At 60.8% G+C, this 14,570-nt stretch carries 11 protein-coding genes; 10 read left to right on the top strand and 1 reads right to left on the bottom strand.

Going from position 1 to position 14,570, the window contains the following annotated elements:
- Position 1: 1 nt before the first annotated feature.
- The 9 genes from murD to lpxC all read left to right on the top strand — a co-directional run bounded on the left by murD (position 2) and on the right by lpxC (position 10,460).
- Positions 2–1,348 (top strand): UDP-N-acetylmuramoyl-L-alanine--D-glutamate ligase, encoded by a 1,347-nt coding sequence (gene murD / locus QWI20_RS11365; protein ID WP_369305571.1) that lies wholly within the window; start codon positions 2–4, stop codon positions 1,346–1,348.
- Positions 1,348–2,562, top strand: coding sequence for a putative lipid II flippase FtsW (gene ftsW / locus QWI20_RS11360; protein ID WP_192171889.1), 1,215 nt, complete (start codon positions 1,348–1,350; stop codon positions 2,560–2,562). Before murD ends, ftsW begins: the two co-directional genes overlap by 1 nt.
- Entirely contained in the window at positions 2,549–3,622 is a 1,074-nt protein-coding gene (gene murG, locus QWI20_RS11355) for an undecaprenyldiphospho-muramoylpentapeptide beta-N-acetylglucosaminyltransferase (protein WP_369305570.1), read from the top strand. The genes ftsW and murG overlap by 14 nt, the downstream gene beginning before the upstream one ends.
- Complete coding sequence (gene murC, locus QWI20_RS11350) at positions 3,615–5,075, top strand: UDP-N-acetylmuramate--L-alanine ligase (RefSeq protein WP_133772215.1); 1,461 nt, start codon at positions 3,615–3,617, stop codon at positions 5,073–5,075. The genes murG and murC overlap by 8 nt, the downstream gene beginning before the upstream one ends.
- Complete coding sequence (locus tag QWI20_RS11345) at positions 5,072–6,031, top strand: D-alanine--D-alanine ligase (RefSeq protein WP_369305569.1); 960 nt, start codon at positions 5,072–5,074, stop codon at positions 6,029–6,031. Before murC ends, QWI20_RS11345 begins: the two co-directional genes overlap by 4 nt.
- A 3-nt stretch (positions 6,032–6,034) precedes the next feature.
- Positions 6,035–6,907 carry a cell division protein FtsQ/DivIB gene (locus QWI20_RS11340; RefSeq protein WP_133772219.1) on the top strand — a complete coding sequence of 291 codons (873 nt, stop codon included), beginning with the start codon at positions 6,035–6,037 and terminating at the stop codon, positions 6,905–6,907.
- A gap of 15 nt (positions 6,908–6,922) precedes the next feature.
- Positions 6,923–8,182 carry a cell division protein FtsA gene (ftsA, locus tag QWI20_RS11335; protein WP_037014678.1) on the top strand — a complete coding sequence of 420 codons (1,260 nt, stop codon included), beginning with the start codon at positions 6,923–6,925 and terminating at the stop codon, positions 8,180–8,182.
- Between the two features lie 63 nt (positions 8,183–8,245).
- Positions 8,246–9,436 carry a cell division protein FtsZ gene (gene ftsZ / locus QWI20_RS11330; protein WP_074884474.1) on the top strand — a complete coding sequence of 397 codons (1,191 nt, stop codon included), beginning with the start codon at positions 8,246–8,248 and terminating at the stop codon, positions 9,434–9,436.
- Between the two features lie 112 nt (positions 9,437–9,548).
- On the top strand, positions 9,549–10,460 hold the full coding sequence (gene lpxC, locus QWI20_RS11325; protein ID WP_065992158.1) for a UDP-3-O-acyl-N-acetylglucosamine deacetylase: 912 nt from the start codon (positions 9,549–9,551) through the stop codon (positions 10,458–10,460).
- 525 nt (positions 10,461–10,985) lie between these two features.
- Here lpxC and QWI20_RS11320 read toward each other — a convergent pair.
- On the bottom strand, positions 10,986–11,453 hold the full coding sequence (locus tag QWI20_RS11320; protein ID WP_369305568.1) for a DUF721 domain-containing protein: 468 nt from the start codon (positions 11,451–11,453) through the stop codon (positions 10,986–10,988).
- A 319-nt stretch (positions 11,454–11,772) separates the two neighbouring features.
- Here QWI20_RS11320 and secA point away from each other — a divergent pair, with 319 nt between their 5' ends.
- On the top strand, positions 11,773–14,523 hold the full coding sequence (secA, locus tag QWI20_RS11315; protein ID WP_369305567.1) for a preprotein translocase subunit SecA: 2,751 nt from the start codon (positions 11,773–11,775) through the stop codon (positions 14,521–14,523).
- Positions 14,524–14,570: the final 47 nt, after the last annotated feature.

Genomic DNA, 14,570 nt, shown 5'->3' with positions numbered 1-14,570 from the left:
AGTGTCACTGATCGCTTCTGACCACTTCCGCATCGTTGTCGGCCTCGGCAAGAGCGGCATGTCCCTGGTTCGCTTCCTGGCGAACCGGGGTGTGTCGTTTGCTGTCGCCGATACGCGGGAGCATCCGCCAGAACTCGAGACATTGCGCCGTGACTACCCACAGGTCGAAGTGCGCTGTGGTGAGATGGACGTTGAATTCCTGTGCCGCGCCGATGAGCTGTATGTCAGCCCCGGTCTGGCGCTGGCAACCCCGGCCCTGCAGCAAGCGGCGATGCGCGGCGTGAAGCTGTCCGGCGACATCGAGCTGTTCGCTCGCAATGCCAGGGCGCCCATCGTGGCCATCAGCGGATCGAACGCGAAAAGCACGGTCACCACGCTGGTGGGCGAGATGGCGGCGGCAGCGGGCAAGCGAGTTGCGGTTGGCGGCAATCTCGGTACGCCGGCGCTGGACCTGCTCAGCGACGACGTCGAGCTGTATGTGATGGAGCTGTCGAGCTTCCAGCTGGAAACCACCGATCAGCTTGGCGCTGAAGTGGCGACCGTGCTGAACATCAGTGAAGACCACATGGACCGTTACAGCGGCCTGCCGGCTTATCACCTGGCCAAGCACCGGATCTTCCGTGGCGCGCGCCAAGTGGTGGTGAATCGTCAGGACGCGCTGACCCGCCCGTTGATCGGCGAAGGCGTGCCGTGCTGGACCTTTGGTTTGAACACGCCCGACAGAAACGGCTTCGGCTTGCGCGAAGAGAACGGCGAGAAGTACCTGGCCTTTCAGTTCGACAACCTCATGCCGGTCCGCGAGCTGAAAATCCGTGGTGGCCACAATCAGGCCAACGCCCTGGCCGCACTGGCGCTGGGTCATGCGGTGGGTCTGCCGTTCGACGCCATGCTTACCAGCCTCAAGACATTTGCCGGTCTGGTTCATCGCTGCCAGTGGCTGCGTGAGCTCGACGGCGTGAATTACTACGACGACTCCAAAGCGACCAACGTCGGCGCCGCGCTGGCAGCGATCGAAGGCCTGGGCGCCGACATCGACGGCAAGCTGGTGCTGATTGCCGGTGGCGATGGCAAGGGCGCGGATTTCACCCCGCTGCAAGCCCCGGTTGCCGCCCATTGCCGCGTCGTTGTCCTGCTGGGCCGCGATGCGGATTTGCTCGCCGCGACCTTCGGCGATTCGGTGCCTCTGGTACGCGTCACTACATTGGAAGAAGCCGTGCAACGTGCTGCTGATATCGCACAGGAAGGGGACGCCGTGTTGCTGTCGCCTGCCTGCGCAAGCCTGGACATGTTCAAGAATTTCGAAGAGCGCGGACAACTGTTCGCCCGGGCCGTGGGGGACTTGTCATGATTTTTGGCGTGATCAAGCCGTACCCGTCGCCGATCATCAGCGGCCGTGGTGTTGACGTCGATTTCCCGATGCTCGCCGGTTGCCTCGCGTTGCTGGGCCTGGGCCTGGTGATGATCACTTCCGCGTCGTCGGAAGTGGCTGCAGTCCAGTCCGGCAACGCGCTGTACATGATGACCCGTCACCTGATCTATCTGGTGCTCGGCCTGATCGCCTGCGTCGCGACCATGATGGTGCCGGTCGCCACGTGGCAGCGCCTTGGCTGGCTGATGCTGATTGGCGCGTTCGGCCTGTTGATCGCGGTAATCGTGCCCGGCATCGGGCGTGAGGTGAACGGTTCGATGCGCTGGATCGGCTTCGGCATGTTCAACGTGCAGCCGTCGGAAATCGCCAAAGTATTCGTGGTGATTTTCCTGGCCGGTTACCTGATTCGTCGCCAGCAAGAAGTGCGCGAGAGCTGGATGGGCTTCTTCAAGCCGTTCATCGTGCTGCTGCCGATGGCGGGTCTGCTGCTGATGGAGCCGGACTTCGGTGCCACAGTCGTGATGATGGGCGCGGCGGCAGCAATGCTGTTCCTTGGCGGCGTCGGGTTGTTCCGTTTCAGCTTGATGGTCGCGCTGGCAGTGGGGGCCGTGTTCGTGCTGGTTCAGGCACAGCCGTACCGGATGGCGCGTCTGATTACCTTCACCGACCCGTGGTCCGATCAGTTCGGTTCCGGCTACCAACTGACCCAGGCGCTGATCGCCTTCGGTCGCGGTGAATGGTTCGGCGTCGGCCTCGGCAACAGCGTGCAGAAGCAGTTCTACCTGCCGGAAGCGCACACCGACTTCGTGTTCTCGGTACTGGCTGAAGAGTTGGGCGTGGTGGGTTCCCTCGCCACGGTCGCGCTGTTCGTGTTCGTCAGTATCCGGGCGATGTACATCGGCATGTGGGCCGAGCGCGCCAAGCAGTTCTTCGCTGCCTACACCGCGTATGGCTTGGCCTTCCTGTGGATTGGTCAATTTCTGATCAACATCGGCGTGAACGTCGGTCTGCTGCCGACCAAGGGTCTGACCCTGCCGTTCCTCAGCTACGGCGGCAGTTCGTTGATCATCTGCTGCGCCAGCCTGGGCCTGTTGCTGCGCATCGAGTGGGAATCGCGCAACAACATGGGCAGTGAAGAAGCCGAGTTCCAGGAAAGCGACTTTGCCGAGGAGCCGACCCATGGCCGCCGGTAACGTTTTGATCATGGCAGGCGGCACTGGCGGACACGTGTTCCCGGCGCTGGCGTGCGCCCGTGAATTCCAGGCACGCGGCTACACCGTGCATTGGCTCGGGACGCCGCGCGGCATCGAGAACGAGCTGGTGCCCGCCGCAGGCCTGAAGCTGCACCTGATCAACGTCACGGGTTTGCGTGGCAAGGGCCGGCTGTCGTTGCTCAAGGCACCGTTCATGTTGATCAAGGCGTTGTTGCAGGCGCGCAAGATCGTGCGTGAGCTGTCGCCGGTCTGCGTCGTCGGCTTTGGTGGCTACGTAACAGGCCCTGGTGGTCTGGCGGCGAAGCTGGTCGGTGTGCCGCTGATTATCCATGAGCAAAACGCTGTGGCGGGCACGGCCAATCGCAGTCTGGCGTCGTTCGCCGCGCGTGTCTGTGAAGCGTTCCCGCAGACCTTCGCCGCGTCGACCAAGCGTCGCACCACCGGTAACCCGGTGCGCGCCGAGCTGTTTTTCGAGACGCCGCGCCAGACGCTGATCGGTCGCCGGCCTCGTTTGCTGGTGCTGGGCGGAAGCCTGGGCGCCGAGCCGCTGAACAAATTGCTGCCGGAAGCCCTGGCGCAAGTGCCTGCCGATATCCGCCCTGAAGTGTTCCATCAGGCCGGCAAGCATCACGATGAAGTCACCGCCGAGCGTTACCGCGCCGCCGGTGTCGAGGCGCAGGTCGCCCCGTTCATCAAAGACATGGCCCAAGCCTATGGCTGGGCGGATCTGGTGGTCTGCCGCGCAGGTGCGCTGACTGTCAGTGAACTGGCTGCTGCCGGGCTGCCGTCGTTGCTGGTGCCTTTGCCCCACGCGATCGACGACCACCAGTCGCGCAACGCCGAATATCTGGCTCGCGAGGGCGCTGCCTTCGTCATGCCGCAAGCGACAACTGGCGCCGCCGAAATGGCCGCTCGCCTGAAAGAGGTTTTGATGCAACCCGAACAATTGAACCGCATGGCCGTCACGGCTCGCCAACTGGCCAAGCCTGATGCCACCAACACCGTCGTCGATATCTGCCTGGAGGTGGCCCATGGTTGAGAATCAACGCGCCATGCCACAGCCGGAAATGCGCCGCATCCGTCGTATCCACTTCGTGGGCATCGGCGGCGTGGGGATGTGCGGTATTGCCGAAGTGTTGCTGAACCTGGGCTACGACGTGTCCGGTTCCGACCTCAAGGCTTCGCCGGTGACCGAGCGTCTCGAATCGTTCGGCGCGCAGATTTTCATTGGTCATCGCGCGGAAAACGCCTCGACGGCTGACGTGCTGGTGGTGTCCAGCGCGGTGAATACTTCCAATCCGGAAGTGGCGACTGCCCTTGAACGTCGCATTCCTGTCGTGCCACGCGCTGAAATGCTGGCCGAGCTGATGCGCTATCGCCACGGCATCGCGGTCGCCGGTACCCACGGCAAAACCACGACCACCAGCCTGATCGCCTCGGTGTTCGCGGCGGGTGGCCTTGATCCGACCTTCGTGATCGGCGGGCGTCTGAACGCTGCCGGCACCAACGCTCAGCTCGGCACCAGCCGTTACCTGATCGCCGAAGCCGACGAAAGCGACGCCAGCTTCCTGCACCTGCAGCCGCTGGTGGCCGTGGTCACCAACATCGACGCGGACCACATGGCGACCTACGAAGGCGACTTCAACAAACTGAAGAAGACCTTCGTCGAATTCCTGCACAACCTGCCGTTCTACGGTCTGGCCGTGGTCTGCATCGACGATCCGGTGGTGCGCGACATCTTGCCTTCGGTCAAGCGCCCGATCATGACCTACGGCTTCGATGACGCCGCCGACGTGCGCGCGATCAACGTCCGTCAGGACGGCATGCACACACACTTCACCGTGCTGCGTCGTGACCGCGAGCCACTGGATGTGTCGGTCAACATGCCAGGCAAGCACAACGTGCTGAACTCGCTGGCAACCATTGCCATCGCCACTGATGAGGGCGTCTCAGACGAAGCCATCGTTCAGGGCCTGTCCGGCTTCCAGGGCGTTGGCCGTCGTTTCCAGGTGTACGGCGAACTGCCGGTGGAAGGCGGCAACGTGATGCTGGTCGACGACTATGGTCACCACCCGCGTGAAGTGGCTGCCGTCATCAATGCCGTGCGCGGTGGCTGGCCGGACCGTCGTCTGGTCATGGTCTACCAGCCGCACCGCTACAGCCGCACCCGCGATCTGTACGACGACTTCGTGCAGGTCCTCAACGAGGCCAACGTGTTGCTGCTGATGGAAGTCTATCCGGCCGGTGAAGAACCGATTCCGGGTGCGGACAGCCGTCAGCTGGCCCACAGCATTCGTCAGCGCGGGCAGCTTGATCCGATTTACATCGAGCGTGGCGTCGAACTGGCCCCGCTGGTCAAACCGCTGCTGCGCGCCGGTGACATCCTGCTGTGCCAGGGCGCTGGCGACATCGGCGGCCTTGCACCACAGCTGCTGAAAAGCCCGCTCTTCACCGGCGCCATCGTGGCCTCAACCGAAGGTAAGCTGAAATGACAGCCGCCCTGCAGTCCGCCCTGTTCTCGACGCTGGAGCCGAAACGCTTCGGTCGCGTCGCCGTGCTGTTCGGCGGCAAGAGCGCGGAGCGGGAGGTGTCCCTGAAATCCGGCGGTGCAGTGCTTGAGGCCCTGCAAAGCGCAGGCGTCGACGCGTTCGGTATCGACGTGGGCGAGGATTTCCTGCAGCGGCTGGTCAGCGAAAAGATCGATCGCGCGTTCATCGTGCTGCACGGTCGCGGTGGCGAAGACGGCACCATGCAGGGCCTGCTTGAGTGCCTGGAAATTCCCTACACCGGCAGCGGCGTGCTCGCGTCGGCGCTGGCGATGGACAAGCTGCGCACCAAGCAGGTCTGGCAGAGCCTCGGGTTGCCGACGCCCCGCCATGCCGTGCTGAGCAGCGAGGCAGATTGTATTTCTGCAGCAACGGAACTGGGCTTTCCTTTGATCGTCAAACCCGCCCATGAAGGTTCCAGTATCGGTATGGCCAAGGTGACCGGCGTCGACGAATTGATCGCCGCCTGGAACGCCGCCCGTACCTACGATTCGCAAGTGTTGGTTGAACAATGGATTGAAGGTCCGGAGTTCACCATCGCCTCTCTGCGTGGGCAGGTCTTGCCTCCCATCGGTCTGGGTACTCCCCACAGTTTTTACGACTACGACGCCAAATACCTGGCCTCCGATACCCAGTACCGGATCCCGTGCGGCCTCGATGCAGCCAAAGAAGATGAACTCAAGGCACTCACGGCGCGGGCGTGTGAAGCGGTCGGCATTGCCGGCTGGGCGCGTACCGATGTCATGCAGGACGCCGACGGCACATTCTGGCTCTTGGAAGTGAACACCGTTCCTGGCATGACCGATCACAGCCTTGTGCCCATGGCTGCACGCGCGGCCGGGCTCGATTTCCAACAGTTGGTGTTAGCGATTCTGGCCGACAGCGTCCAGGTGCGAGGGTAAATCATGCATGGCGCAACGGTTCGTCATCAGCAATCCGCCGCCGGCCGCAACAAGCCGGTGCCGCGTGGTGCCAGCCGCATGGTTGCCAAGGAGCCCATGTCGTCTCGCATGCCGCGGCCGAACTTCGGTTTCCTGCGCAGCCTGATGTGGCCGGTGTTGTTGGTCGTGCTGGGGTTCGGGACGTACGAAGCGGCCCAGCGTCTGTTGCCGTACGCCGACCGTCCGATCTCGCGGATCAACGTTCAGGGCGACCTGAGCTACATCAGCCAGCAGGCCGTGCAGCAGCGAATCGCGCCGTACGTGGCGACGAGCTTTTTCAACGTCGACCTGGCCGGCATGCGCACAGAGCTTGAGCAAATGCCGTGGATTGCCCACGCCGAGGTTCGCCGCGTCTGGCCGGATCAGGTGGTGATCCGGCTGGAAGAACAACTACCGGTTGCTCGCTGGGGCGATCAATCCCTGCTGAACAACCAGGGTCAGGCATTCACCCCGCGTGAGCTGGCCAACTACGAACACCTTCCGCAGTTGTTCGGGCCTCAACGGGCTCAACAGCAGGTGATGCAGCAGTACCAGGTGCTGAGCCAGATGTTGCGCCCGCTGGGGTTCTCCATCGCTCGTCTGGAACTGCGTGAGCGAGGCAGCTGGTTTCTGACCACCGGCGCAGGCACTGCAGGCCCAGGCCTGGAGCTGCTGCTGGGACGAGGCAATCTGCTTGAGAAGATGCGCCGCTTTATCGCCATCTACGACAAGACACTGAAAGACCAGATCACGAACATTGCGCGCGTCGACCTTCGTTACAACAACGGCCTGGCCGTTGGTTGGCGCGAACAGGCAGCGGCGCCAACGACGGACAAACCCGCCGTCGCGAAGAATTGATAAGAGGCAGGACCCATGGCAAACGTGCAAAGCGGCAAAATGATCGTCGGATTGGATATCGGCACCTCCAAAGTGGTGGCGCTGGTAGGCGAAGTCGCGGCTGATGGCACGCTGGAAATCGTCGGTATCGGCACTCACCCGTCCCGCGGCCTGAAGAAGGGCGTGGTGGTGAATATCGAATCCACCGTGCAATCGATCCAGCGCGCCGTAGAAGAAGCGCAGCTGATGGCCGGTTGCCGCATCCACTCGGCGTTCGTCGGCGTTGCGGGCAACCACATCCGCAGCCTGAACTCCCACGGCATCGTGGCGATTCGCGACCGCGAAGTCAGCTCGGCCGACCTTGAGCGCGTGCTCGACGCTGCCCAGGCCGTGGCGATCCCGGCTGACCAGCGCGTGCTGCACACGCTGCCGCAGGACTACGTCATCGATAACCAGGAAGGCGTTCGCGAGCCACTGGGCATGTCGGGCGTGCGTCTGGAAGCCAAGGTCCACGTGGTGACCTGCGCGGTGAATGCTGCACAGAACATCGAAAAATGCGTGCGCCGCTGCGGCCTCGAAGTCGACGACATCATCCTCGAGCAACTGGCCTCGGCCTACTCGGTGCTGACCGACGACGAGAAAGAACTGGGCGTGTGCCTGGTGGACATCGGCGGCGGCACCACCGACATCGCGATCTTCACCGAAGGCGCGATCCGTCACACCGCGGTGATCCCGATTGCCGGCGACCAGGTCACCAACGACATCGCCATGGCGCTGCGCACACCGACCCAGTACGCCGAAGAAATCAAGATCCGCTACGCCTGCGCCCTGGCCAAACTGGCCGGTGCCGGTGAAACCATCAAAGTGCCAAGCGTCGGCGACCGTCCGCCCCGTGAACTGTCCCGTCAGGCCCTCGCCGAAGTGGTCGAGCCGCGCTATGACGAGCTGTTCACCCTGATTCAGGCCGAACTGCGTCGCAGCGGCTACGAAGACTTGATCCCGGCCGGCATCGTGCTGACCGGTGGCACCTCGAAAATGGAAGGCGCGGTCGAACTGGCCGAAGAGATCTTCCACATGCCGGTCCGCCTCGGCGTGCCGCACAGCGTCAAAGGGCTCGCGGACGTCGTTCGCAACCCGATCTACTCAACCGGCGTCGGCCTGTTGCTGTACGGACTGCAAAAGCAGTCTGACGGCATCTCGCTGTCCGGCCTTTCCGGCTCCGGTAGCAGTTATAGCGATGAACCGAAGGCACCAGTGTTAGAGCGTCTCAAGCGCTGGGTTCAGGGGAATTTCTAAGATTCAAAAAGTGGTAGGCAGGCAACAGGCGACATAAAACTAGAGAACTGAAGGAGAGGGAACATGTTCGAGCTCGTAGACAACATCCCACAAAGCCCGGTAATTAAAGTTATCGGCGTTGGTGGTGGCGGCGGCAACGCAGTCAATCACATGGTCAAGAGCAACATCGAAGGCGTCGAGTTCATCTGCGCCAACACCGATGCTCAGGCCCTGAAAAACATTGGCGCACGTACCATTCTGCAACTGGGTACCGGCGTGACCAAAGGCCTGGGCGCAGGTGCGAATCCTGAAGTCGGCCGTCAGGCTGCACTGGAAGACCGCGAGCGCATCGCTGAAGTGCTGCAAGGCACCAACATGGTCTTCATCACCACCGGCATGGGCGGCGGTACCGGTACCGGTGCGGCTCCGATCATTGCCGAAGTGGCCAAGGAAATGGGCATTCTGACCGTTGCGGTCGTGACGCGTCCGTTCCCGTTCGAAGGCCGCAAGCGCATGCAGATCGCCGATGAAGGCATCCGCGCGCTGTCCGAAAGCGTCGACTCGTTGATCACCATTCCCAACGAGAAACTGTTGACCATCCTGGGTAAAGACGCCAGCCTGCTGTCGGCTTTCGCCAAGGCTGACGATGTACTGGCCGGTGCCGTTCGCGGTATCTCCGACATCATCAAACGCCCAGGCATGATCAACGTCGACTTCGCCGACGTACGCACCGTGATGTCCGAAATGGGCATGGCGATGATGGGCACTGGCTGCGCCAGCGGTCCGAACCGTGCGCGTGAAGCCACTGAAGCGGCGATCCGCAACCCGTTGCTGGAAGACGTGAACCTGCAAGGTGCTCGCGGCATTCTGGTCAACATCACCGCCGGGCCTGACCTGTCTCTGGGTGAGTACTCCGACGTGGGTAGCATCATCGAAGCGTTCGCCTCCGAGCACGCCATGGTCAAGGTCGGTACCGTTATCGATCCGGACATGCGCGACGAGCTGCACGTGACTGTTGTTGCTACTGGCCTGGGTGCAAAAATCGAGAAGCCTGTGAAGGTCATCGACAACACCATGCAGACCGCTCAAGCCGCACCTGCGCAGCAGCACGCCGCACGCCAGGAGTTGCCTTCGGTCAACTACCGCGATCTGGACCGTCCAACCGTGATGCGCAATCAGGCACACGCGGGCGCAACAGCCGCAGCGAAGATGAACCCGCAAGACGATCTGGATTACCTGGATATTCCAGCGTTCCTGCGTCGTCAGGCTGATTAATGGGTTCTATCAGGGGTATAAGGGTGATTGGTGTTCAGCAAAGGCGGGGTCTGCTATCATCGCCAGCCTTTGTTGATACTAATTCGCGATACGCGCTGAAGCGGCCAATGCCATGATTAAACAACGCACCCTGAAAAATATTATCCGTGCCACAGGTATCGGCCTGCACTCGGGGGAGAAGGTTTACCTGACCCTCAAACCAGCACCTGTGAACGCTGGCATTGTGTTTTTCCGTACCGATCTTGAGCCGGTGGTCCAGATCAACGCTCATGCGTTGAATGTGGGTGACACCACGCTCTCCACGACGCTGTTCAATGGCGACGTGAAGGTCGATACGGTCGAGCACTTGCTGTCGGCCATGGCCGGCCTTGGCATCGATAACGCCTACGTTGAACTTTCTGCCTCCGAAGTTCCAATCATGGATGGCAGCGCAGGTCCCTTCGTATTCCTGATTCAATCGGCTGGCCTGGAAGAACAGGACGCACCGAAGAAATTCATCCGCATACTTAAAGAAGTGTGCGTAGAAGAAGACGGCAAGTCCGCCAAGTTTTTACCGTTTGAAGGGTTCAAGGTAGGGTTCGAGATCGATTTCGATCACCCGTATCTGAAGAACCGCACGCAAACGGCTTGTGTGGATTTTTCCAGCACTTCGTTCGTTAAAGAAGTGAGCCGTGCGCGGACATTCGGTTTCATGAAAGACATCGAATATCTGCGTAAACATAACCTGGCTCTGGGCGGCAGCGTTGAAAACGCGATCGTCGTGGACAAGGACGGCGTGTTGAACGAAGACGGTCTTCGTTATGAAGACGAGTTCGTGAAGCACAAGATTCTGGATGCCATCGGTGACCTGTATCTGTTGGGCAACAGTCTGATCGGCGAGTATCAGGGCTTCAAGTCGGGACACGGTCTGAACAATCGTTTGCTTCGTGCGTTGATCGCTCAGGAAGACGCTTGGGAAGTTGTGACCTTCGAAGATGCCAGCACCGCACCGATCTCTTACATGCGCCCCGTTGCGGCGGTGTAAACAGTCTCTTCTTCCTAGTTTTGATGTTTTCAGGCCACCTTTGGGTGGCCTTTTTTATGAGTGTCAATTAGATAGCGGGCATATCCGTTTTTTGTGTTCACTGGAGTTATGGTTCCGCCCTTACGGCGGGTCACTTTTTCCAACAGCCCGGATTGCCGTCCCAGAAAAAAGTAACCAAAAAGGCCGTGCTCCTGGTTGGGTTCCTCCTTCGTCGGAATACCTTCACTCCGGTCTCGCTCCGTGGGCCCGCGCCGAACGGGCATCCATGCCCTGACGGCGCTCTCGCCGCATCCATGCGGCTCGGCCCACTGCGCGAGACCTGCGTTCGGCCTGCACCCAAGTCGCGTTTTGCGGTGTCCGAGCCTTTTGCGTATGAAGATCGAAAGCTTTAAAGCAGATCAAAAGCTTCCCGGCTAAAGCCGGTCCCACTGACCTCCATAGGTCCCACAGGGTGTACGCGATGCTTTTTAGTGGGACCGGCTTTAGCCGGGAAGGGGCCAGTGAAAACGCCGGCATTCTGCAGGTTTACGAATCCCCAGCCTCTTTAGGCACAGCATGCGCGGCCAGCCGTTCGAGCGCAGCACGCAGTTTCGGGTCGGTGATGCCTTCCGCCGTGGCGGTGATGGTCTCGGCCGCCGCGACCGAAAGATCGCGCGTATGCCCGGCCGCGATTCGATGAGTCCTTGCGGGCTGTACCTTCAGTTGCAAGCGGGTGAGGTTGCCGAATTCCTTGAACGCGACCAGTTGCCGTTGCAAACGCTTCTGTTGATAACGCAGTCGAGTGGCCCAGTGGCCGTCGGTGACGATGAGCAGCAGTGTGCCTTCGCGCCATGACGCGACGTGGCAGTGCTCGCGGGCGGCGGGTTGTAGCTGGCTTTCCAGCAGACGCTGCAAGTGCGCGAGGCGTTGGGCGTGGTTGAAGATGGCTTTGAGGGGCCGGGCTTCGCGCAGAAGCACAGCCGGTGCGCGAGCCGGTAGGGGACGAAATGCCATGATGGGGTGCCTTGTGTTGCTAGGGCGTGATCTTAGCAGAATCGGTAGACGCACCTTTGCGTCAGGCGTCAAGGGTGCAAATACGCCGCGCGATCATGAAAAAACATTAATAAAACTTCTCACCCGCATGGGTTGAAGTCGCGGGAAATGACCCTATTGTACTTCTGCCCCGTAACATTGCTGTGCCAGCATCGTGGAATAACGCCACTTTCCTCACCACCATTTCCGGGTAGAATGCTCGTTCGCATGCGGCCATGAGGGCTGCTCGGGCGACTCACGGGGCCGCCCTCCATCCCTATGTGTGGAAGATCCTTTCGATATGTTTGCACCTTTGTTAAAAAAACTTTTCGGAAGCAAGAACGAGCGCGAAGTGAAGCGCATGCTCAAGACGGTCCAGGTCGTCAACAGCTTCGAAGAGCAAATGCTCGCCCTCTCGGACGAACAGCTGCGCGCCAAAACCGATGAGTTGAAGGCCCGCATAGCCAAAGGTGAGACCCTCGACCAGCTCTTGCCTGAAGCCTTCGCGGTCTGCCGCGAAGCGGGTAAACGCATCATGGGCATGCGTCACTTCGACGTACAGCTGATCGGCGGCATGACGCTGCACGAAGGCATGATCGCCGAGATGCGTACCGGTGAAGGTAAAACCCTCGTCGCGACCCTCGCGGTCTACCTCAACGCGCTGTCCGGCAAAGGCGTGCACGTGGTCACGGTGAACGACTACCTGGCCCGTCGTGACGCCAACTGGATGCGCCCGCTGTATGAATTCCTCGGTCTGACCGTAGGCGTGGTCACGCCTTTCCAGCCGCCGGAAGAGAAGCGCGCCGCCTACGCCTCTGACATCACCTACGGCACCAACAACGAATTCGGTTTCGATTACCTGCGCGACAACATGGCGTTCAGCCTGGAAGACAAATTCCAGCGTGAGCTGAATTTCGCCGTGATCGACGAAGTCGACTCGATCCTCATCGACGAAGCCCGTACGCCGCTGATCATCTCCGGCCAGGCCGAAGACAGCTCCAAGCTCTATACCGAAATCAACAAGCTGATCCCCAAGCTCGAGCAGCACATCGAGGAAGTGGAAGGCGTTGTCACCAAACAGGGCCACTTCTCCATTGACGAGAAATCCCGTCAGGTTGAGCTGAACGAGTCCGGTCACCAGTTCATCGAAGAGATGCTCACCGAAGTCGGTTTGCTGGCGGAAGGCGAGAGCCTGTATTCGGCGCACAACCTGGGCCTGTTGACCCACGTATATGCCGGCCTGCGTGCCCACAAGCTGTTCCATCGCAACGTCGAGTACATCGTTCAGGACGGCCAGATCCTGCTGGTCGACGAACACACCGGCCGTACCATGCCGGGTCGTCGTCTGTCCGAAGGTCTGCACCAGGCCATCGAAGCGAAGGAAGGCCTGAATATTCAGGCCGAGAGCCAGACCCTGGCCTCGACCACCTTCCAGAACTACTTCCGTCTCTACAACAAGCTGTCCGGCATGACCGGTACGGCAGACACCGAAGCGTTCGAATTCCACCAGATCTATGCTCTGGCCGTGATGGTTATTCCGCCGAACAAGCCGTTGGCGCGGAAAGACTTCAACGACCTCGTGTACCTGACCGCCGAAGAGAAGTATGCGGCGATCATCACCGACATCAAGGCCTGCCTGGCCGAGCAGCGTCCGGTGCTGGTAGGTACAGCGACCATCGAAACCTCGGAGCACATGTCCCGCCTGCTGGTGCAGGAAGGCATCGAGCACAAGGTTCTGAACGCCAAGTTCCACGAAAAAGAAGCCGAGATCATTGCCCAGGCCGGTCGTCCGGGTGCGCTGACCATTGCCACCAACATGGCCGGTCGCGGTACCGACATTCTGTTGGGCGGTAACTGGGAAGTTGAGGTGGCTAGCCTGGAAGACCCGACCCCGGAGCAGATCGCGCAAATCAAGGCCGACTGGCAGAAGCGCCATCAGCAGGTGATTCAAGCGGGCGGTCTGCACGTGATCGCTTCCGAGCGTCACGAATCCCGCCGTATCGACAACCAGCTGCGGGGTCGTGCCGGTCGTCAGGGTGACACCGGTTCGAGCCGTTTCTACCTGTCGCTGGAAGACAGCCTGATGCGCATCTTCGCTTCTGACCGGGTGAAGAACTTCATGAAAGCGCTGGGCATGCAGTCCGGTGAAGCGATCGAGCACCGCATGGTGACCAACGCGATCGAAAAAGCGCAGCGCAAGGTCGAAGGTCGCAACTTCGACATCCGCAAGCAACTGCTTGAGTTCGACGACGTTTCCAACGAACAGCGCAAAGTGATCTACCACATGCGTAACAGCCTGCTGGCTGCGACCAACATTGGTGACACCATTGCCGAGTTCCGCGAAGAAGTCCTCGACGCCACGATCACCGCGCACATCCCGCCGCAGTCGTTGCCTGAGCAGTGGAACGTGGCCGGTCTGGAAGCCGCGCTGAACAGCGATTTCGGCGTGAAGCTGCCGATTCAGCAGTGGCTCGACGAAGACGATCACCTGAACGAAGACACTCTGCGTCCGAAGTTGATGGAAGCCATTCTGGCGGCCTACAACGAGAAAGAAGACCAGGCCAGTGCCGAGGCGCTGCGCACGTTCGAGAAGCAGATTCTCCTGCGCGTGCTGGATGACCTGTGGAAAGACCACCTGTCGACCATGGATCACCTGCGTCACGGTATTCACCTGCGCGGCTACGCTCAGAAAAACCCGAAGCAGGAATACAAGCGCGAGTCGTTTGCCCTGTTCCAGGAGCTGCTCGATTCGATCAAGCGCGATGCCATTCGTGTGCTGTCCCACGTCCAGGTTCGCCGCGAAGATCCGGCCGAGGAAGAGGCGCGTCTGCGTCGTGAAGCCGAAGAGTTGGCGCAGCGCATGCAGTTCCAGCACGCCGAAGCACCGGGTCTGGATCAGCCGGACCTGCTCACCGAAGAGGGCGAGGACGTTGCGGTAGCTGCAGCCGCCGCACTGTCGCCGGTACGCAACGACCAAAAGCTGGGCCGCAACGAATTGTGCTGGTGTGGTTCGGGCAAGAAATTCAAGCACTGTCACGGCCAGATCAGCTGAGTCGCCCACCGCGAAGAGCTGTAGCTGACCTGTAATATCACGCCGCG

It is taken from the genome of Pseudomonas sp. W2-17, assembly GCF_041060445.1.
Classification (GTDB): Bacteria; Pseudomonadota; Gammaproteobacteria; order Pseudomonadales; family Pseudomonadaceae; genus Aquipseudomonas.
This window is presented reverse-complemented; position numbering and strand designations above follow the sequence as displayed.